At 66.3% G+C, this 20371-nt stretch carries 16 protein-coding genes; 8 read left to right on the top strand and 8 right to left on the bottom strand.

What is annotated here, in order from left to right; translation table 11 throughout:
• Positions 1 to 86: 86 nt before the first annotated feature.
• The 7 genes from HD842_RS05320 to HD842_RS05290 form a co-directional block, all read right to left on the bottom strand.
• Positions 87 to 1682 carry a T6SS immunity protein Tli4 family protein gene (locus tag HD842_RS05320; protein ID WP_229424674.1) on the bottom strand — a complete coding sequence of 532 codons (1596 nt, stop codon included), beginning with the start codon at positions 1680 to 1682 and terminating at the stop codon, positions 87 to 89.
• Between the two features lie 119 nt (positions 1683 to 1801).
• Entirely contained in the window at positions 1802 to 3511 is a 1710-nt protein-coding gene (locus HD842_RS05315; RefSeq protein WP_183551897.1) for an esterase/lipase family protein, read from the bottom strand.
• On the bottom strand, positions 3508 to 6381 hold the full coding sequence (locus tag HD842_RS05310; protein WP_183551894.1) for a type VI secretion system Vgr family protein: 2874 nt from the start codon (positions 6379 to 6381) through the stop codon (positions 3508 to 3510). Before HD842_RS05310 ends, HD842_RS05315 begins: the two co-directional genes overlap by 4 nt.
• A gap of 124 nt (positions 6382 to 6505) precedes the next feature.
• A complete protein-coding gene (locus HD842_RS05305; RefSeq protein ID WP_183551891.1) occupies positions 6506 to 7312 on the bottom strand; it encodes a TatD family hydrolase in 807 nt (268 codons plus the stop codon).
• A gap of 4 nt (positions 7313 to 7316) precedes the next feature.
• Positions 7317 to 8036, bottom strand: coding sequence for a lipoprotein-releasing ABC transporter ATP-binding protein LolD (gene lolD / locus HD842_RS05300; protein ID WP_370660788.1), 720 nt, complete (start codon positions 8034 to 8036; stop codon positions 7317 to 7319).
• A gap of 16 nt (positions 8037 to 8052) precedes the next feature.
• Positions 8053 to 9318, bottom strand: a complete 1266-nt coding sequence (locus tag HD842_RS05295) for a lipoprotein-releasing ABC transporter permease subunit (RefSeq protein WP_183551888.1) — start codon at positions 9316 to 9318, stop codon at positions 8053 to 8055.
• Positions 9319 to 9366: 48 nt separating this feature from the next.
• Complete coding sequence (locus HD842_RS05290; RefSeq protein WP_183551885.1) at positions 9367 to 10650, bottom strand: lipoprotein-releasing ABC transporter permease subunit; 1284 nt, start codon at positions 10648 to 10650, stop codon at positions 9367 to 9369.
• Between the two features lie 207 nt (positions 10651 to 10857).
• Here HD842_RS05290 and HD842_RS05285 point away from each other — a divergent pair, with 207 nt between their 5' ends.
• The 3 genes from HD842_RS05285 to HD842_RS05275 all read left to right on the top strand — a co-directional run bounded on the left by HD842_RS05285 (position 10858) and on the right by HD842_RS05275 (position 15027).
• Positions 10858 to 11886 carry a hypothetical protein gene (locus HD842_RS05285; protein ID WP_183551883.1) on the top strand — a complete coding sequence of 343 codons (1029 nt, stop codon included), beginning with the start codon at positions 10858 to 10860 and terminating at the stop codon, positions 11884 to 11886.
• Between the two features lie 43 nt (positions 11887 to 11929).
• The gene (recJ, locus tag HD842_RS05280; RefSeq protein ID WP_183551880.1) at positions 11930 to 13633 is read left to right on the top strand and encodes a single-stranded-DNA-specific exonuclease RecJ; all 1704 of its coding nucleotides are present in this window, start codon (positions 11930 to 11932) and stop codon (positions 13631 to 13633) included.
• A gap of 284 nt (positions 13634 to 13917) precedes the next feature.
• Positions 13918 to 15027, top strand: a complete 1110-nt coding sequence (locus HD842_RS05275; protein ID WP_183551877.1) for a metallophosphoesterase — start codon at positions 13918 to 13920, stop codon at positions 15025 to 15027.
• A 28-nt stretch (positions 15028 to 15055) separates the two neighbouring features.
• Here HD842_RS05275 and HD842_RS05270 read toward each other — a convergent pair whose 3' ends face one another.
• A complete protein-coding gene (locus HD842_RS05270; RefSeq protein ID WP_229424602.1) occupies positions 15056 to 16135 on the bottom strand; it encodes an MBL fold metallo-hydrolase in 1080 nt (359 codons plus the stop codon).
• Between the two features lie 262 nt (positions 16136 to 16397).
• Between HD842_RS05270 and HD842_RS05265 the strand changes: the two genes are divergently transcribed.
• From HD842_RS05265 to HD842_RS05245, 5 genes are all read left to right on the top strand, one after another.
• Complete coding sequence (locus HD842_RS05265; RefSeq protein WP_370660787.1) at positions 16398 to 17612, top strand: sialidase family protein; 1215 nt, start codon at positions 16398 to 16400, stop codon at positions 17610 to 17612.
• A complete protein-coding gene (locus HD842_RS05260) occupies positions 17613 to 18341 on the top strand; it encodes a hypothetical protein (protein WP_183551871.1) in 729 nt (242 codons plus the stop codon).
• Positions 18331 to 19158 carry a hypothetical protein gene (locus HD842_RS05255; RefSeq protein WP_183551868.1) on the top strand — a complete coding sequence of 276 codons (828 nt, stop codon included), beginning with the start codon at positions 18331 to 18333 and terminating at the stop codon, positions 19156 to 19158. The genes HD842_RS05260 and HD842_RS05255 overlap by 11 nt, the downstream gene beginning before the upstream one ends.
• A gap of 77 nt (positions 19159 to 19235) precedes the next feature.
• Entirely contained in the window at positions 19236 to 19673 is a 438-nt protein-coding gene (locus HD842_RS05250; protein WP_183551865.1) for an MbcA/ParS/Xre antitoxin family protein, read from the top strand.
• Positions 19670 to 20359, top strand: coding sequence for an RES family NAD+ phosphorylase (locus HD842_RS05245; protein WP_183551862.1), 690 nt, complete (start codon positions 19670 to 19672; stop codon positions 20357 to 20359). The genes HD842_RS05250 and HD842_RS05245 overlap by 4 nt, the downstream gene beginning before the upstream one ends.
• Positions 20360 to 20371 lie beyond the last annotated feature (12 nt).

Below are 20371 nucleotides of genomic sequence, written 5' to 3'. Positions count from 1 at the left end.
CAGCCTTTCTGGCGCCTCACCGGTCCGTCCATGACATCTCCTTCCTGTGTTCGCGTCAAGCGGCTGTCCGGATCGGATCGATGCACTCAAGGCTCGCTTGCAAGCCGCACCAGTGTCCAGCTGCTGTGCCGGCGAACGCGTTGTGCGAACGATGCGCGTGGCAGCTGGCTGCCGGCAGCAAACCAGCGCGTGCCATCGAGCGCCTCGCTGTCGTCACAGCGCCACCATCCGCTGGCCGGACAGGCTGCACTGCTCTGCGCGACGCTGCCGATCAGGGCGTCGCCGTGGGGCATGAGGTCCGGGTCCGGCGCAGGACCGAACGCAAGGTCAGGCGCAATGACGGGGGCAAGGTCAGGCGCAAGGACGGGGGCAAGGTCAGGCGCAAGGACGGGGGCGAGACTGCTTGCATGACCCTGGATGGCTAACCCGGTCGCGGCAGCCGCTGGCGCGGCGTGAACCGGCGCACGGGGACGGTGGCGCTTGTCCGCCAGGCGCCAGCGGGTCGGGCTCCGGCTTTCATAGCTCGGCTGCAAACCCCTGACCCGCTGCCACACGGTTGGTTGCGGCAGCAGCAGCGCTTGCGGCATGCGCTTGCCTTCGGCGATGAACTGGCGTTGCCCGTTGTAGACGCGCACGCGGGCGTTGACCTCGGTACATTGCCACCAGCCCGTGTGCGGACAAATGTCACCGGCCAGCGCGATGGCGCCGAGCGCAGTGGCCGTCGGTTCGACAACCGCTGGCGCCTGAGGTGCGGTTGGCCGCAGCCGCAGACTGCCGGCGATCCGGTCCCACAGATCGATCAGCGCCCCCTCCGACAACGTCGACTGCACCGGCTTGCCGCCACTGGCGGGATTGGTGCCCGCGGCCAGCTCCAGTGTCATGAACGGCCTGTTGATATCTGCCTGGCGCCCGGGCATTTCCCATTGAAACGAATAGCCGGTCGTGAAATTGGGCTCGCGCACCCGCATGACCAGTTCATCGCCGTCAAGGCCATTGATGGCGCGCGCCGCCTCGCGCAGATGCGAGAACGCAAGCTGCATGAACAGCGGACGGCGGTCGACCGTGATCGCATGCCGTTCGAGCAGGCGCGGGGCGGGCGTCACCCCTGCCATCGACGAGAGCACGATACTCACGTCAGGATGGCCCGGCAGGCCGGCGAACAGCACGACGCTTTCCGTGTCGGCGTCGTCATACGGGTCGAGCACGATGGCGTGGCCGAGGCAGAATCCTGGCTCGCGCGGTATCTCGCCGGGCTGCATCGCGCGAAACCGGCGCAGCACGCGTGCCAGCCCGTCCCCGCTGCCCGGCGCCATGCCCTGCGCCTGCGCGTCAATGCTGACGTGGGGTAGTCTCAGCAGGCCGTGCACGTCCACGTCCTCGATTGCCACAATGTGACCGTTTTCGATGGTCTGGGCCGGGCGCCGGTTATGCACGAACACCTTGCCCTGCCCCGTCGCTGACAGCAAGTCCTTCGCCGACTCCAGCTTGCCGTACTCGTCTTTCCCGTCAAGCAGCGTGTTTTCCAGTGCGCCAAGACGTTCCGTGAAGTCGTCGTCCGTTTCACGGTCGGTGCTGGCAACGTCGTAACCACCGACGAAGCCACGTCGCAGACGCACCGTCGCCTCGGCGGGAAGGTCGATCAGGAAACGGCCCACGCAGACGGTCTTCATCGTGCCGGTCATCTTTGCCACCTTTTGCCTATCCTCGTCGGTCTGGAACGAGTTCGCGAGAAAGGACACCAGCGTCAGGGCTGACGCCATCGCTATACCGACCCAACGCACACGGCGGCTCTTCAGCCGCTTCATCGGACTTCCTGAACGATCTTGACGATGAGATGGCGCGTCAGCAGCAGTATGTCTTCGTGCTGGAAACTGTCCTGGTGCCGAAAACCCGTTGTTGCGAACGCGCCGCGCACGTGCGATGCCGCCCCTGCGCCGGATTGCAGCGGCACGGTTTCATCGCCTTGTTCGTCCTGCGGCCACAAGACAAAGCGCAGCCGGACACCGTTCGCGGTTTCCACCTCGCGCGTGTCGACACTGCCTTTCCCATCATCGGCGACCAGCTTTGCTGCCCGCACGTTGGCGGTCGTGAGCACGGCCGGCGACGTCGAGGGCATGCGCGCCACCCAGCGAATCTTGCCGTAGGCTTTCAGCGTTTTGTCCGCGCCGTAAAAGGCGTAGGAGTGGCGGTGATAGTACGGTGTGCTCTTGCCGCCCTTCCCTTCGACGCCCAGAACCTGGCGGTGAAAGCGTTCCGCCTCATTGATCGCGTCGAGAATTTTCTTAACAGGGCCTCCATGCAGCTTGGTGTAGCGCTGCGCCGGGTCCACCAACGCCGGGTCGATCATCCGGTGCCACGACGTCATGTCCCGGTACATATCGTAGGGATTGCCATCCGGTAGCGACACCATGTCGCGCATATCCTCGTGCGCGCTTACGCCGCGCAACGTTTTGATCACCAGCCACGGCGCCGGATAAAGATGATTCGGCAGCAGTTGTAGCAGGCCGGGCGATACCGCCATCACCGGCATCGTCTTGGCGCTCGTGTCGCCCGCGATGTCGGCGAACCCGGACGCCGCAAAATTGGCCAGTGGCCCGTTGGTGAAGTTGCCTGCCTCGGTGCCGCAGGCCATACGGCGGTATGCCACGGGCGCGCCCAGCGCCGGCATCACGGCGTGCACGATGCCGGCGATGTCCGAGGCGCCGCCAGCGCCCTCGCTCAGGCGCGCGCAGGCACGCGCGACCAGCCCGCCCATCGAGTGGGTCACCAGGATCACGTGGCGGCATGCATGCTTGCGCTCGGTCCAGAAGGCGCGTATCCCGTCGATCCGGGCGCGCAGGCTTTTTGCCGCCACGTCGCACGACGCCAGCCAGTTGTAGCCGAAGGCATAGACCGGATACTGGTAGCCGGCGTAGTGTTCGAGTTCGGCTTCGGTGACATGCGCGATCTGCCGCACGCCCCAGCGTTCGGGGTCGCACTGCATCACCCGCTTCCAGTGCAGGCGCACCAGGCGCGCGCCCTGGGGCGAGAGCTGGAACGTCTTGTCCAGGTTGCGTTGCAGGTCGACCAGCAGCGCGCCGTACGAGTCGGCGTGGATTTCTCCCCAGCCCCGCTCGCGCATGACGTCGGGCTCCAGGCCGCAGAGCGGGAAGTCGAGTTCGCCGTCAGGGTCCACCTCGAGGATGGCGGGATCAAGGATGCGCTGGCGCAGCGCAGGCGCGCGTGTTTCCCATACGTCGGCCTCGCGGTATTTGCCGGCGAGGTGATTCGGTGGCCGCCATGCCGGCTCGCCCGCGCGCAGCGCGTCGTCGTCACGCTTGTTCAAATTGGCACGCGCCCGCAGGTTCGAGCCCATGCTGCCCGGCACGAAAATGACGGGAATGACCTTGCGTGATCCAATCGTGACGCGGGCGCGCACCTTGAATGCGACTGGCGTGGCGACCGTGTGGGCTACCAGGCTGCCGTCGCGCTCGACGGTGGGCTGGTGGATGGGCCGGGTTGGTTCGCTCATGCTCTGTCCATGCTGGTGGGCGTCAGATCGCTGGACTGGTCATCGGCCAGCAGGCGGATTTCGATGTCGCCCATGGCGTAGCTGTGCAGGATGCCCGTGCGGCCTTCATCGTCGGTGATGCCTTCGATGCTGGTACCGTCCTCATGCTGTGCGATATAGCGCTGCCCCCTCGCCGGCAGATTGGTCTGGCGGTCGATCACCACCACACGCTCATCGGTTTCGAGGGTAGTGGCCGGCAGCCGCAGGCCGGCCGGCATGCCGCCACCGCCCGTCAGGTAGTCGACGCTGGCGGCCTTGATGACGTGGTTGCCACTGCTCTGGTGGGTGATTGCGCCGCCGTGCCAGTCGGTTTGCGTCCCCTGCGACACCACCTTGACGGACGGCGCTTCGAGCTCGATGCCGGCGGCGGCGATCAGACGAATCCGGTTGGACGACTTGATCTCGATATCGCCCTTGTGCGTTTCGACGACGATGTCGCCGCGTGCCGCGATCAGCTTCATGCCGAGGTCATACGCGAACAGGCTGAGCGCGCGCGACGCCCGCAAAAACAAGCTGCGCCCGGCCGCCAGTTCGGTGTCGCCGGTCGAGACGATGTCGATCTTGGTCCGCGCGGCCAGCGCGATGGCGTCGTCGCTGGCCACCAGCACCCCGGCCGGCGCGCTCACCGCCACCATCGGCGCGCCGCCCTGCGCCAGGCCCGGAGCCACGTTGGAACCGTCATGCCAGCGGCGCAGGCGTTCGGTGAGCTCGGCCAGCCGCGGGGTGGCCGCATGCTCTTCGCCATGCGCGCCCGCCAGCCGACCCAGTTCGTCGAGCACGCCGTGCATCACCTCGGCAATGCCGACCAGCGCGCCGCGTTCGAGCTGGGCGTCACCATCGGCATCGCTGCCGCCTGCGCTGAGCAGGATGCCTTCGCCGCCGCGCACGGCAACGGCCTTGCTGCTGCGCAGTTCGGCGCCTTCGCCACGTGCACCGGCGGTGCCATTCGTGCGCGGCTCGGACAGCCAGCCCAGATTGAGTTCGGCAGCCGCGTGGTCGCTGGCCAGCTGCACGCCGATCTGGCCTGGGGTGTCGTCGAACAGCAACTGCCCGCCGCGCGCGCCGCCAATCTCGCGGCTGCGCATGCCGGCCAGGTAGCGGTTGCCCGGCAAGCCACCCGCGCGGCTGAGCGCCGGGGGCTGGGACCGCTCGTTGTACAACTGCGACAGGATCACGGGCCGGTCAGGATCGCCGCCCATGAACGCCACCAGGACCTCGGTGCCCACGCGCGGCATCCCGAGCGTGCCCGATTGCTGCTGGCTGCCGGCGCCAGCCCCGGCCCAGTTGGATGCGACGCGCACCCAGGCTGAATCGGCGGGCGTACCCGACGCCCCCGCCCCGTGTGCGTGCCGATGGTCGTCCGTACGCATGCCGGGAAAGCGGATCTTGACGCGGCCCAGCGCGTCGCAATGGACCTCTTCGCCGGGCGGACCGGTCACGATGGCGCTTTGCAGTTGCGGATGCGGCAGGTCGGTGCGCGGATCGAAACCGGGCGCCAGCGGGATGCCGCGCCGCACGGCGTCGAAGGTGACGCTCACGCGCATGGCGCCGGTTGCAAACGCAGATGCGGGTGCAGCTCCGGCGACGGACGCCAACGCCGCTGCGGCAAACGCGCCATCGGCGCCAGACAGCGCCGTTCCCATCAGCCGCCGCACGCGCTGCGCGACGTCAGCCGGCAGGTTGTTCTCGGCCTCGACCTGCAGTGCGGTGATGACGAAGTCGCGTTCGGCGGCCGGGTGCGTGTCGATCTCGGGATGGCCGGTGAGCGTGAACCACTCGCCGGCGCGCAGGTCGCGCACGGTGCCCGCGCCATGAAAGCACTTGGTGTCGAGCTCGTGCCGGTTCATGCGCAGCTGCCCCAGGCGCCAGTGGTCTTCGACGTCGTTGCCGGCATGGGGCATCTCGACCTGGTAGTCGTCCAGGCTGGCGGCAAGCCCATTGCCGCTGGGGCCTTGGTCGGCCATGCCGCGCGCGGTGGCCGTCATGAAGCTGGTGCCCAGCGGATTGCGATAATCCCAGCTGTGCCGCGTCGTGCTGCCGGCCTGCAGGCGGCGCGCGGCGCACCACGAGACAATCGTGTCGCGCTCTTCGCTGGCGCCACCCTGGTGGTAGCGCACGGCGCCGGCGCTGTTGCGGGGCAGCGTGTTGGGATCGTTGAACAGCACCAGCGTATGGGCGGGCGATGCGTCGCGTTCGCAGCCCGGCGCCCTGGTGCGCGCGTGGCCGGGGCGGAAGGTCCAGGCCACGCCACGCCGGCGCAGCAGGCGGCGCACGAAGGCGGCGTCCGACTCGTTGTATTGCATGGTCTGCTCGCGCGGCGGAAACTGGCGCGGGTCGAACAGCGGATCGAGTTCGTAATCGAAGGCGCTGGCCAGCACGCTGTTCGACAGGCGCCATTCGTCGAACAGCACCTGCACGATCTCGAGTTCGTTCTGGTAGCGAAACACGCGGCTGTTGATGCGCTTTTCCATGATCGCCAGCGCATCGCGGATCACCAGCTGGTACACGCCCAGGCCGCCGTCGAAATCGCCGGCGCGTGCTTCGGCCACGATGCCGCACACGCCGCGCAATCCGCCACGATCGGCGACGAGCCCGATCTCGGCCGGCAGCGCGATCAGTTCCTTGAGCGGCAGGCGCGGGGTGGATGCAACGCAGGTGACGGCGTACTCGAGGCCGCCGCAAATGGCTTCACTGCCCGTAACGCGCTGCGGCAACAGGATGGTGGCAAGTGGATGATCAGCGTGGCCGAGACGCAGCCGGATGGGCCGGTGCGCCCCCGATAGCGAACGGTCGTTCTGCAGCATGCGCAGGAATTCGCTGGCGTTGTCCACGTGAATCTCCTGTCCATGCAATGCGCTTCTCGGGGAAGCACATCTTGGCACGCCGTATTGATGGCGTTTTGTCAGGTGTCACAGATGCCAGACGCCGTTTCGGGAACTTCGCCTGGCCGCCTGGCTAGACGGCGGCGCACAAGCCGGCCAGGCGCGGGATGGCGGCCAGCGAGGCGCGATGGGCAGCGACGCGCACGACATCCGTGTCCACGCCGCGCAATTCTGCCAGCGCAGCGCCGATGCCTGGCAGGTTCTCGGGGCTATTGCTGCCCGGATGAATCCAGCTGGGAGCAATGTCGGGTGAGTCGGTTTCCAGCACGATCCAGTCGAGCGGCAACTCGGTGGCGAGGCGCCGGATTTGCAGTGCGCGTGTAAAGGTCAGGTTGCCGCCGAAGCCCAGGTGCAGGCCTAAGTCGATGAAATTCTGCGCCTGCTGGAGGCTGCCATTGAAGGCATGCGCGATGCCGCTCGGCGGGCGAATCTGGCGCAGGTGCTTGAGCACCTGGTCTTGCGAGCGGCGCACATGCGTCATGACTGGCAAGCCGAAGTCGCGCGCGATGCGCAGCTGTTCGCGGAAGAACCGCGCCTGCTTCTCGCGCATCTCGGGCGTCGTGAGTTCGGGAATGAAGAAATCCAAACCGATTTCACCGATGCCCACGAAGCGCGGGTCGCCCATCGCCGCTTCGACGCGCGTGCGCAAGTACGCCAGGTCGTCGTCGTGTGCCTGCGGCACGCACATCGGATGGATGCCCAGCGCGTAGCAGGCGTTCGGGCTGCCGGCAGCCAGCGCGGCGACCGTATCGAAATTGCCCGGCTCGACCGCCATGATGACGATCATCGACACGCCAGCCGCTTCGGCCCTGCGCGCCACGCCGGCGCCATCGCCGCCGTATTCGCGGGCGTCGAGGTGAACGTGCGTATCGATCCACATGGCGTCAGCCCTCTGCTGCCTGTAACCCGTGCTCGGTCATGCGCAGCACGCGGTCGCAGCGGCGCGCCAGTTCCATGTCGTGCGTGACGATCACGAACGCGGTGCCGAGGGTGCGTGACAGTTCGAGCATCAGGTCAAAGATGATCTGCGCGGTCGTGTGATCGAGGTTGCCGGTCGGTTCGTCGGCCAGCACGCAGGCCGGTTGCGTGACCAGTGCGCGCGCCAGCGCGACCCGCTGGCGCTCGCCGCCGGACAATTCGCCGGGCCGGTGCATGACGCGTTTGCCCAGGCCCACGCGTTCGAGGATGGCCTGCGCCAGCGTCAGCGCCTCTGCGCGCGGCATGCGCCGGATCAGCAGCGGCATCATGACGTTGTCGAGCGCCGTGAATTCGGGCAGCAGGTGGTGGAACTGGTACACGAAGCCGAGCGCCGTGTTGCGCAGTTCGCCGCGCCGGGATTCGGACAGGCTCGCAAAATCCTCGCCGCGCAGGCTCACCGTGCCGCTGCTCGGCGTATCCAGGCCGCCAAGCAGGTGCAGCAGCGTCGACTTGCCCGAACCGGACGCGCCGACAATCGCCACGCGCTCACCGCGATACACGGCGAAGTCGATGCCGTCGATGACGCGCACGATGGCGTCGCCCTGGTTGAAGGTCTTGCCCAGGCCACGGCAGGCCAGCACGGGTACGTCGTTCGTTTTATTCACGTCGTTCATCGCAGCGTTCATCTCATTACTCTTCACATTATTCATAGCGCAGCGCCTCCGCCGGTTTCACCCGCGAGGCGGCCCAGCTTGGGTAGATCGTGGCCGCAAAGGCCAGCACCACCGACACGATGCCGATGGTGACGACGTCCGGCGTGTACAGCTCGGACGGCACGGTACTGATCAAATAGATATCCTTGGACAGGAACTCCACGCCCAGCAAGCGTTCGATGAACGGGACGATCACGCCGATGTTCTTGCTCACGCCCACGCCCATGGCCACGCCCGCGAGCGTGCCGAGCACACCGACGACCGCGCCCTGCACCATGAAAATTTTCATGATCGAACCGGGCGACGCGCCCAGCGTGCGCAGGATCGCGATGTCGGCCTGCTTCTCGGTCACCGTCATCACGAGGCTCGAGACCAGGTTGAAGGCGGCCACCGCGATGATGAGCGTCAGAATAATGAACATCATCTTTTTTTCGGTCTGCACCGCAGCGTACCAGTTGGCATTGAGCTTGGGCCAGTCGCGCACGACCAGGTCGCCTTTCATGGAGGCCTTCAATTCGGCGGCGACCTGCGGCGCTTCGCGCATATTGGCGATGCGCAGGCGCAGGCCCGATGGCGCCTGCTGGCGCTCGAGGCGCTGCGCATCCTCGATATGCACGAACGACAGCGCCGCATCGAAATCGAAGTGCCCGGCCTCGAAGATACCGGCCACCGTGAAGCTGCGCGTGCGCGGCACCATGCCGGCTGGCGTCACCTGGCCCTGGGCCAGCACCATCGTGACCTTGTCGCCCATGCCCACGCCCAGCGCGCGCGCCAGTGCGTAACCGAGCACGATATTGAAGCTGCCGGGTTTCAAGGCATCGAAGCTGCCGGCGCGGATCTGCTTTGCCACCGTCGATACATTGTCTTCAACGCCCGGCAGCACGCCGCGCACGATCGACGGGCGCATGATCCCATCGCGCACCAAGAGGCCCTGGGTCTCGACGAACGGGGCCGAGCCCAGTACGGCGGGATTGCGCGCCGCTTCCTTGGCCTTCGCCTGCCAGTCCGGCATGCTGCCCGATGCATCGAACACCTCGATGTGGGCCAGCACCGACAGCATGCGGTCGGTGACCTGCTTCTGGAAGCCGTTCATCACCGACAGCACGATGATCAGGGCGGCGACGCCCAGCGCGATGCCGGCCACGGAAATGAGCGAGATGAACGAAATGAAGCTACTGCGACCGCTGCTCTTGCCGGCGCGCGTATAGCGCAGGCCGACCTGCCACTCGTACGGCAGTTTGTGGATGATGCTCATGAATTCTCGTGCTTCAGATTGGAATCGGGGCAGACGACACAGGCGCAGTTACTCATAGCGCAGTGCCTCTGCCGGTTTCACGCGCGAGGCGGCCCAGCTTGGATAGATCGTGGCCAGGAACGACAGCAGGACGGCGACGCCGCCGATCCAGCCGACGTCGGCCCACAGCAGTTCGGACGGCATCTCGCTGATCAGATACACCTCTTGCGACAGGAAGTGCACGCCCGAGATGCGTTCGATGGCAGGCACGATGACGTCGACATTGAGCGCCACCAGCACGCCCAGACCCACGCCAAGCAGACCGCCCAGCAGGCCCACGAGCGTGCCCTGCACCATGAAGATTTTCATGATCGCGCGCGGCGAGGCGCCCAGCGTACGCAGGATGGCGATGTCGGACTGCTTGTCCTTGACGGTCATGACGAGCGTTGAGACGAGATTGAACGCGGCCACCGCGACGATCATCGTCAGGATAATGAACATCATGTTTTTCTGCGATTGCACGGCCGCGAACCAGACGGTGTTGACCTTGGTCCAGTCGCGCATGATCAATTCGCCCGGCATCGAGCGCTGCAGTTCATAGGCCACGCGTGGCGCCTGGTGCAGGTCTTGCAGGCGCAGGCGGATGCCCGCTGGCGCCGTCGCGACGGTGGCCACCTGAGCGTCGTCGATATTGATCAGGGCGAGCGTGGAGTCGAACTCGAAATGGCCTGCTTCGAAAATGCCGGACACGGTCAGCGCGCGCGTGCGCGGCAGCGGGTTCTCGCCCGGCGTGCTGGCGCCGCCCAGGATGCCGCTGCTGGCCACGAGCAGCGTGACGCGGTCGCCCACGTCCACGCCCAGCGACTTGGCCAGTGCGCGGCCCAGGACCACATTGAACGAGCCGGCGCGCAGTGATGCGAAGCTGCCGGCCTTCATCTGGCGCGTGATGTCGGATACCTGCGCTTCTTCAACCGGCGCCACGCCGCGCAGCAGCGCGGGCTTCATGACGCCATCGACGAGCAGCATCGATTGCGCATCGATGAACGGCGCGGCGGCCTTGACTTCGGGGTTACGCAGCGCCTGCAGGCTGGTGGCGCGCCAGTCGGGCAGTGCGCCGCGGCTGTCGAAAATCTCGACGTGGGCCAGCATCGACAGCATGCGGTTGGTGACTTCCTTCTGGAAGCCGTTCATCACGGACAGCACGACGATCAGCGCGGCCACGCCGAGGGCAATGCCGGCCACCGAGGCCATCGAAATGAAGGAGATGAAGCTGTTGCGGCCGCTGCGCTTGCCGGCGCGCGTGTAGCGCAGGCCGATCTGCCATTCGTAGGGGAGTTTGTGGGTGATGCTCATGCTGTCCGTGTCGACCGATCCGCTGTGTTTCGCTGTGTTTTTTGTATTAATGGCGCAGCGCCGGGCTGCATCAGCCCGGCAGTTTGCCAGACAAACCGGGATTGTGGCGCAATTATCAAAAACTCACTAGGGCATTCCGGTGGGCATGCGGGCAGAGAATCGGGCTGGCTATCCGCTGGCGTTGGCGATTTGCCCTAGAATAGCGGGATGGCTCATATTACGCTCGTCCTGCCGTTCGCTCTGCCGCTTCCCGAATTTGCTCCCGACCTGATCCGCGCGATGAACACGCCGGCGCTGGCGCTGCTGCTCTCACGCGCGTCGGGCGCCACGCGCACGCGCACGGCCGAACATACCCACGCCCTGCCCCACGAAACCTGGCTGGCGCGCGCGCTGGGCCTGGGCGCCGCGGGCCGGGTCGATGTGGCCGTTGCCGCCATGCGCGGCTTCGGGCTGGAACCCGAGGGCGGCAACTGGTACATCGTGTCCCCCGGTCACATCCAGATCGCCCGCACGCACCTGACAATGGCCGATACGCGCCAGGTTCCGCTGGCCGATGACGACAGCCGCGCGCTGTTCGCGACGGCTGCCGAACTCTGCGAAAGCATTGGCCACGCGCTGCGCTACGGCGATGCGCAGACGTGGTTCCTGCGCGCCGATGACTGGACCGGTTTCGAGACCGCCACCCCGGACACGGTCGTCAATATGGACCTGACGGATTTCATGCCGAAGGGGCAGCCGGCGCTGGCTTATCGGCGCCTGCAGAACGAAGTGCAGATGGCGTGGCATGCGCATCCGGTGAACGCCGCGCGCGAAACGCGGCGGCTGCCGATCGTGAACGCGTTCTGGGTCTGGGGCGCGGGCCGGACGGCGCCCGCCGGGACGCAGCTGCAAACGCAGCCGCTGGCGAGTGTCGCAGTGCCGGGCTGGCTCGGTGCACTCGGCGATCAGCGGCTCGATTCGCTTGGGGGGCTGGCCGATCTGCTGTCGACCGACCGCACGCTCGTCGTCGGCCCGCTAGCCGAAGCGGCGCAGGCTGCCGACTGGGGCGTCTGGCTGCAGGTGATGGGGCAACTGGAAGAAACGCTGTTCGCGCCGCTGCTGGCTGCCGTGAAGGCGGGCCGCGTGAGCAAGCTGACGCTGGTGCTGAGCAGCCGCGAAGGCCTGCTCGAGACGACGACGGGCGCGCTGGCGCAGCGCAAATTCTGGCGCAGCCCGACGCTCGATGCACTCAAGTGAGAACACTGGTGAGCGCACTGAAATAACCCGACCGAGACAGACATTGACCCTGAAGACCCGACTTTCCACCCGTCCCTGCCCGTTCCGCACCTCCGAACTGCTGCGCCAGGATGGCGTGCACCCCGTACTGGCCCGCATCTACGCGTCGCGCGGCCTGCTCGACGCGCGTGAGCTTTCGAGCGAGCTGGCGGCCCTGTCGCCGCCGTCCGGCCTGAAGCACATTGACGCCGCCGCCGCGTTCCTGGCCGACGCCATCGGCGCCGGCAAGCGCATGACGATCGTTGCTGATTACGATTGTGACGGTGCCACCGCCTGCGCCGTCGCTCTGCGCGGCTTGCGCGCGATGGGGGCGCAGGTCGACTACATCGTCCCGAACCGCTTTGAATACGGCTACGGCCTGACGCCCGAAATCGTGGCGCTCACCGCGCGCGAGAAGGCGCCCGACATCATCGTCACGGTCGACAACGGCATTGCCAGCGTCGACGGCGTACTCGCGGCAAATGGGCTGGGCATCGACGTCGTCGTCACCGACCACCACCTGCCGGGTGACGTGCTGCCGGCGGCGCGCGTGATCGTCAATCCGAACCAGCCCGAGTGCGGCTTCCCGAGCAAGAACCTGGCCGGCGTGGGCGTGGTGTTCTACGTGCTGCTGGCCCTGCGCGCGGAATTGCGCCGGCGCGGCGTGTTCGATGCGCAAACGCAGCCCAAGCTCGACAGCCTGCTCGACCTGGTCGCGCTGGGCACGGTGGCCGACGTCGTCAAGCTCGACGCCAACAACCGCATCCTCGTCGCGCAGGGCCTGAAGCGCATGCGCGCGGGCCGCATGCACGCCGGTGTGGCGGCGCTGTTCCGGGTGGCCGGCCGTGAAGCGCGCTGCGCCACGCCGTTCGACCTGGGCTTTGCCGTCGGCCCGCGCCTGAACGCTGCCGGCCGCCTGCAGGACATGGCGCTCGGCATCGAATGCCTGACCACCGACGACGAAGGGCGCGCCTGGGCCATCGCCCAGCAACTCAACGAGATCAACCTCAAGCGCCGCGAAATCGAAGCCGAGATGCAGGACACCGCGCTGCTGCACCTGGACACGTTCGAGCCGACCGGCGCCAGCACGATCACCGTGTTCGACGAAGGCTGGCACCAGGGCGTAATCGGCATCGTCGCCTCGCGCCTCAAAGAAAAATTTTATCGCCCGACGTTCACCTTCGCACCAGCGGGCGACGGCATGATCAAGGGATCGGGCCGTTCGATTCCGGGCTTTCACTTGCGCGACGCGCTGGACCTGGTGTCCAAACGGGTGCCGGGCCTGATCGACAAGTTCGGCGGCCACGCCATGGCCGCCGGCCTCTCGCTGCGCCACGACAATTTCGACACCTTCTGCCAGGCGTTCGAGGCCGTTGGCCAGGCTTGGCTCACCGACGCGCAACTCGAACGCATCATCGAAACCGACGGGCCGCTCGAGGACGAGTTCTACTCGACCCAGTTCATCGAACTGATGGACGGCCAGGTCTGGGGCCAGGGCTTCGCACCGCCGGTCTTCTGCGACGAATTTCGCGTCGTCAGCCAGCGCATCCTCAAAGAGCGCCACCTGAAGCTGCAGCTGGAAAAGAACGGCCGTCGCTACGACGCCATCTGGTTCGGCCACACCGACAGCCTGAGCGACCGCGCCCGCGTCGCCTTCCGCCTCGACGCCAACGAATACAACGGCGTCACCAAAGTCCAGCTCCTGGTCGAGCACGCCGAATCCGCCTGACGGCTCAGGGCAAGCCCCCGAGCAATTGCAAAACAATTCGACTCTGACCCCAATTGTCGGTCGCTCGAATTGAGGCAATTGCCCAATAATTCGACTCTGACCCTAATTGTTACGTTTGCTGCAGAGCCTGCCTAACAATTAGGGTCAGAGTCGAATTGTTTGATAACTGTTTGCAGGCGGGATACTTACAGGCGACATGATCCTGGCGGGTTCGCTATGATGAGCCGGTTTGTCCGTTGCCCCCTCATTTCCTGTGCGCTGGCTGGCTGCTGGCGGGAGCATGCATGTTTTCGATCATTATCAATTTCGTTGGCTCGCTGATGCATTTTTATGTGGCGCATCGCCTGTATGCGCTGGGGCCGGTTCGTGCGCGTGTGCCGGCGCGTGTCTGGTGGGTGGGCGCGGTGGTGCTGTGGGCGTTTTATCTGTGGGGCGTGCAGCTCGGGGATGCGGCGCTTGACTGGCGCTGGTGGCCGGGGCAGTTCTCGATGACGTGGCTGGGCGTGCTGTTCTGCATGACGCAGTACCTGCTGCTGGCCGACATCATCACGGGTTTTGGCTTCTGGCTGCGCACCTGGGCGCCGCGCATTCTGGCCCTCGGCGCGATTGCCGGTGTGTCGGTCAGCGGTTTCGCGATATTCCAGGCGATGCGGGCCCCGGCGATCGTTGAACAGGAAGTCACCCTGCCTGGCCTGCCCAAGGCGCTCGATGGCACGGTGCTGGTGGCGATCAGCGATACGCACCTCGGGGCCCAGCGCCGCGCAGAGTGGCTCGGCGCGCGGGTCGACCAGATCAATGCCCTCGATCCGGATGCCGTCGTGATGCTGGGCGATCAGGTCGAAGACGAGCCGATCAACGACGCCCAGCTCGCACCTGTTCTCAAAAGGCTGCGGCCCGCCATGGGTGTCTGGGCCATCACCGGCAACCATGAATACTATGGCGACGCCGGCGGCACGATCCACGAGTTCTCAGCCGGCGGCGTCAAGTGGCTGCGCGACCAGCACGTCGAGATCGCACCGGGCCTGCATCTGGCGGGCCTGGACGATATCGGGCGCGCCCGGCGCGGTGGACGCGACGTCAACGCCGGCCTCGAACGCATGCTCCCCAAACGGCTGGACGGCGCGACGATCCTGCTCTCGCACATCCCCGACCCTCTACTAGTCGAGCGCGCCGCGCAAAAAGACATCGATCTGATGCTCTCGGGGCACACGCACGGCGGCCAGGTCTGGCCATTCACCTATCTGGCCCAGCGCGAGTTTCCCTACCTGGTGGGCTGGTACCGCATCGGCCACATGCAGCTGGTGGTCAGCCGCGGTGCCGGTGGCTGGGGCCCGCGCATGCGGCTCTGGCAGCCGGGCGAGATCGTCAAGCTGACCCTGCGCGCCCAGCCCTGACCCGGGCGCATGACCACCCCGCCGCCACTCACGGGGCGATGGGTGGTTTGTACGTTTGCCCGTGCCGCATCACGAAGAACGCGTCGTCCGCCACGCCCTGCGCCGCGCGCGCCAGCGCCAGGTCGCGCGGCGCCTGGTCAAGGCGCTCCTGCCCCATCGGGTAGGTCCCCCAATGCATGCCCACACTGCGCTTGACGCGCAATTCACGGTGGATGCGCACCGCCTCGTCGGGACTCACGTGCGAATTGCGGTACCACAGCGGCTGGTAAGCGCCGATGCCGATGGCCGCCAGGTCGAAGCCATCAAAGCGCGCGGCGATGTCGCCGATGTCCTTCGAATAGCCCAGGTCACCCGAGAAGAAGAATGCAAACCCCGGACGCGTGACGGCAAAGCCGCCCCACAGCGTCGCATTGCGGTCCCACAACGAACGGGCCGACCAGTGATGCACCGGCAGCAGGTGCAATTCCAGCCCCCGGTACACCGTCTTTTCCCACCAGTCGAGCTTGACGATGCGCGAGCGGTCGCCGCCCGTCACGTTTTTCTCGAGCCAGACGTCCACGCCCAGCGGCGCCACCAGCAGCGGCGGCCCGCCCGGCTGGCGGTACAGCGCGCGCAGCGACGCTTTCGACAAGTGGTCGTAATGCGAGTGACTGAGCAGGATGACGTCGATGCGCGGCAAGTCGGCAAGCAGCACGCCGGGCGCCTGATGGCGTTTGGGTCCCGCGAACGGCAGCGGCGAGGCACGCTCGTCGAACACGGGGTCGGTCAGGATGTTCACGCCAGTCCCGCTCTGGAACAGGAACGTCGCGTGGCCGATCCAGGTCAGCGCCGGCTCGCTACGGTTGGCATGAATGAAAGCCAGGTCGGGCGCCACCGGCGCGATCGGCGCAAGCGGCGCACGCACCGACTCGTCCTCGGTCCAGTTGGCGATCCGCGCCGCCCAGCCCTCGAAGAAGCCGCGCGGCGGCCGTTGATACGCCGGGTTGGAGGGATAATTGTTCGCAAAGCCTTCGACACGATGATGGGATTTGGCGGCATCGTAATACGGATTGCGGTGCGCGCAACCTGTCGCAAACAGCGCGCACGCAAGGACGGAAACAGACAGCAAGGGGGTCAGTATGGTGCGCATGCGGCAAGGCCCAAAGGGTCAAAAAAGCCAGTATAGGCGGTGTTCAGGCCGCGTTGGCGACGGCGCGCGGGATGCGAATCGCCGCGTCGCTTCGGCGCGTAACGACGCCTCTTTTATCAGCGGCCAATGTTCTTTCTCGCTGCTTTACGGTAGGATAGCGCCTTTTCCCGGTCACGATCGTACGCTGGCGCCCGCGACATTGGCATGACCTTACCGGTGAAAAATTCATTGCCCGAACCCCGTGCGCAACGCACTTGCCGGGTTCTTCGACTGGAAGCGAATGGAGAAGTCCGCGATCCCCCGGCCGCCTAGACATCATGCGATCCTTCTCGGCGGCCTGCTGCTTGCCGTGCTGGTGCTCGTGATCGCGGCGGAGGCGCTGCGCTGGCGCGCCACGTCTGGCGCAGGTGCCGTGCCGACTGTCCCCGCCATGGCCACGACCAGCCCTGATCGCGTGACGCTCACCGAACTCTCGCACGCGCACATCCCCGCGCCGCGCGGCATGCCATCGGCCCACGCCAGCACGCTGGCCGCCCTGCCAGGCAATCGCATGCTGGCGTTCTGGTGGGCCGGCAGCCGCGAGAGCGGCCCGGATGTCAAAGTCTTTGCCTCGACCTGGGCCCATGGTGCGTGGAGCGCGCCAAGGATGGTCGCCAGCCGCGATACGCTGGGCGCCGAACTGGGTTTCGGCGTGCGCCGCATCGGCAACCCCGTCGCTTGGACCGACCGCACCGGCAAAATCCACCTGTACGTGGTGGCTACGGGCCTGGGCGGCTGGGCTGCGGCGCGCATCGCGCACCTGGTGTCGAACGACCAGGGCGCCACCTTCCACGTGCGCCGCATCCTGCCGACCTCGCCCCTGTTCAATACGAGCGCGCTGGTGCGCACTGCGCCGCTGATGCTGAGCGATGGCGGCTGGTGGCTTCCCGTGTATTTCGAGATCGGCAACAAGTACCCGATGCTGATGGCGTTCGACGCCGATGGCAACCCGACCACGCTGGCGCGCATCGGCAACAGCACCACGACGCTGCAGCCGGCCCTCGTCGCCATCTCGAAGCACGAAGTGCGCGCCTTGATGCGCGACGACAGCGAGCAGCAACTGGTCCAGCATGCAGCGACTCTCGACGGTGGCGCTACCTGGCGCGACCTGCCGGCGCTCGACCTGCCCAACTACAGCACGTCGGTCGCCGCGATACGCCTTTCCAGCGGCCAGTTCCTGATGCTGCATAATCACGTCGAAGGCGGCGCATCGGCGCGCAGCATCCTGCGCCTGTCGATCTCGGACGACATGCGCAGCTGGCGCACGATCGCCGACATCGCCAAGGGGCCGGCCGGCGACGAATTCTCGTACCCGTCGATGGAGCAGGTCGGCAACGAACTGCATATTACCTACACCTGGCAGCGCCAGGCGATTGCGCACCATCGCTACCGTATTCAACCGGAAGGTTCCACCTAGATGACACTGCCGGATCTCGCAAGCCAGATCGTGTACGGCCGCATTGGCTGGGCGATTGTCGCGGCCACCGTGGTCTGCGCGTTGTGGCGCGGTGCGGCGCCGCTGTCGCGCGCCGCGGTGGCTGCCATCCTGGGCGGCGCACTGGCCCTGATGGCGCTGCCCGGTAACCTGTCGCCCGCCTGGTACCTGGGTCTGGCGTTCCAGTATCCCAGCGGCCTGCTGGTGGGCTGCTGCCTGGTGCGCCTGACGGAGCGCTGGAACGGTGCCCGCCGCAGCGCGGCCATGCCGCCATCGCTGGCGGGCGTGCTGGCCGTGGCCGGGACGCTGCTGTACCTCGACGCAGTCGGCTTTCTCACGAGCGGTTACTATTACGCCGGTTTCGGCGGCGTCCTGGCGCCGGTCGTCGCGGTCATCATCGCCTGCGCCTGTGCCCTGGCGATCGTACGCAATCATGGGCGCGGGACTGCGGCAGCGGTGCTGGGCGCGGTCGTCCTGTTCTCGGTGCTGCGTCTGCCAAGCGGCAACCTGTGGGACGCCCTGCTCGACCCGCTGCTGTTTGGCTGGGCCATTGCGGCGCTGCTGGTCGGCGCGCTGCGCCGTAGGAGGCGCCGCGTCACTGACCGCAGCCCATCAAGTCATAGCGATCCCGATTCCGCATCGGGCCCTGCGCTGCAGCCAATCGCGGCTGAACATTTTACGTCTCTGAAGGAGCAAGTTGGTGGTCAATAAGTTAGCAGTCAATCATCCCTGGTACAAACATCCGGTCATCATCTCGGCGACCATCATCAACGCTTTCATTCTGCTGCTGGCACTGGCATGGTCGGGCAATCCGCATGAGCTCTCGCGCCTGCTGGTCGAAGATGGCATCGTCGAATGGATGCAGTTCCTGGCGTTCTCGCTCACCTCAGGTCTGCTCGGCTATGTGGCAGTGGATCGCTGGAAGAACGGCGGCATGCGGCTCGGAGTGCTTGTGCTGCTCGGCCTGACCGGCCTGGTGGCCGTGGCTGCGCTGGAAGAAATCAGCTGGTTCCAGCGCATCCTGCAGATCCAGTCGCCCGAGTTCTTCCTGCAGAATAACCGCCAGGCCGAAACCAATCTGCACAACCTGGGCTTTGGCAAGGAAAGCCTGCACAAGGCTGTGCTGCTCAAGCTCATCCTGATTACGGGCCTGATCCACAATCTGTTCCTGCCGCTGCTGGCGCGCAAGCGCCCTGCCGTGCGCACCTTCGTCGAACGCTTCGGCCTGTACCTGCCGCCGCTGGCCGCCTCGATCCCGTACCTGCTGCTGGTGATCCTGTCGCACCTGCTGATCGACCATCCGCGCAAGGGCGAACTGGGCGAGACGTTCGGCGCCGTGCACTACCTGGCCACCGTGTTCGGCGCGTACTTCGTTGGCGTCGCCTACGACAAGAAGCCGCTGTTTGCCGGCCTGGATGCGCGCCGCGTCTCGGTGCTGTTTACGCTGCTGATGTTCTATCTCTTGATGACTGGCTGGATGCTCAGCGCCGGCGCTGGCGCGATCGTCACTGCGGTAGGCGCCGACTGAGTCGATCGTGCGCCAGCCATACAGGGCTTGCGATTGATCCAGAATTGGAGTATAAATACTCCAAAACCGGAGGAATCATGAGCCTTGCCTATGCCTACCCCAAGAGCCGTTTCGAGCCGGCGACGCTGGTCGACCTGACATCCAAGGCCGAGCGCGAGCGTTTGTCGCGCTCGGCCCTGACCGGCTTTTTCCGGCTTACTGCCGCCTGGGGCCTGCGCGACGACGATGCGCGCGAGCTGCTCGGCGGCCTGTCGTCGTCGTCATTCTACGACTGGAAGAAAAACCCCGACCGGGTGCTCGAAGTCGACCGCATCACACGCATCTCGTACCTGCTCGGCATCTACAAAAGCCTGCACATCCTGTATGGCGACAAGCTCGCCGACGAATGGGTGCGCCTGCCCAACACCAACCCGATTTTTGCCGGCCGCACGCCGCTCGCCTTCATGCAGGCCGGCGGCCTGCTGGCGATGCAGACCGTGCGCAAGCTGCTCGACGCCAGGCGCGGCGGCCTGTGAGCTCGCACGTAACGCCAAGGCTGACGCTGCTGCGCCAGCTCGATACCTGCCGCCTGATCCCGTCGCGTTTCGCCGATGTCGAAGACTCGGTGCTCGCGCCCCTGGCCGACAGCGACGACGCGCTGCGCGACCTGTTCGACCTCGATAACGCCACCAACGAACGCCTGCGCGCCGAATCCGGCCAGGCCCCGGGCATCGGCATGGACGAACTGGTGTTCGGCGTGCCGAACTTTCGCATCATCAACGCCGCGTTCACGTATGCGCGCCCGGAAGGCAGCCGCTTCAACGACGGCGAGCGTGGCGCCTGGTACTGCGGGTTCGACGCCGCCACGTCGCTGGCCGAAGTCATCTTTCACAAGACCGTCGAATACGCCGAGATCAACCGTTTCGATGACAGCGTCAGCTACCAGTGCCTGCTGGCCGACTTCAGCGCGACCTTCCACGACCTGCGTGGCATCGCCGCCTTCGAGGCCTGCCTCGACCCGGCCAGCTATATCGCGTCGCAGGCGCTGGCGAACGACTTGCTGGGCGCTGGATCGCTCGGCGTGATCTTCCCGAGCGTGCGCCAGCCCGGCGGCACGTGCCTGGCGTGCTTCCGCCCGGCGCTGGTGGGCAACGTGCGCAAGGCGCACACCTATCGGTTAACATGGGCGGGTTCGCCGCAACCTGCGGTCGAGATTCTTTGACCAGATCACCAT

Origin of the sequence: Massilia aurea, assembly GCF_014200505.1 — a bacterium.
GTDB classification, from domain to species: Bacteria; Pseudomonadota; Gammaproteobacteria; order Burkholderiales; family Burkholderiaceae_D; genus Telluria; species Telluria aurea_B.
Note: the sequence above shows the minus strand (reverse complement) of the source record. Positions and strands in the feature narration are given on the sequence as shown.

Coding starts and splice junctions, on each gene's coding strand:
- HD842_RS05320 (WP_229424674.1), bottom strand. CDS start 1,682: ATGACCGGCACGATGAAGACCGTCTGCGTGGGCCGTTTCCTGATCGAC.
- HD842_RS05315 (WP_183551897.1), bottom strand. CDS start 3,511: ATGAGCGAACCAACCCGGCCCATCCACCAGCCCACCGTCGAGCGCGAC.
- HD842_RS05305 (WP_183551891.1), bottom strand. CDS start 7,312: ATGTGGATCGATACGCACGTTCACCTCGACGCCCGCGAATACGGCGGC.
- lolD (WP_370660788.1), bottom strand. CDS start 8,036: ATGAACGCTGCGATGAACGACGTGAATAAAACGAACGACGTACCCGTG.
- HD842_RS05295 (WP_183551888.1), bottom strand. CDS start 9,318: ATGAGCATCATCCACAAACTGCCGTACGAGTGGCAGGTCGGCCTGCGC.
- HD842_RS05290 (WP_183551885.1), bottom strand. CDS start 10,650: ATGAGCATCACCCACAAACTCCCCTACGAATGGCAGATCGGCCTGCGC.
- HD842_RS05285 (WP_183551883.1), top strand. CDS start 10,858: ATGGCTCATATTACGCTCGTCCTGCCGTTCGCTCTGCCGCTTCCCGAA.
- HD842_RS05275 (WP_183551877.1), top strand. CDS start 13,918: ATGTTTTCGATCATTATCAATTTCGTTGGCTCGCTGATGCATTTTTAT.
- HD842_RS05260 (WP_183551871.1), top strand. CDS start 17,613: ATGACACTGCCGGATCTCGCAAGCCAGATCGTGTACGGCCGCATTGGC.
- HD842_RS05250 (WP_183551865.1), top strand. CDS start 19,236: ATGAGCCTTGCCTATGCCTACCCCAAGAGCCGTTTCGAGCCGGCGACG.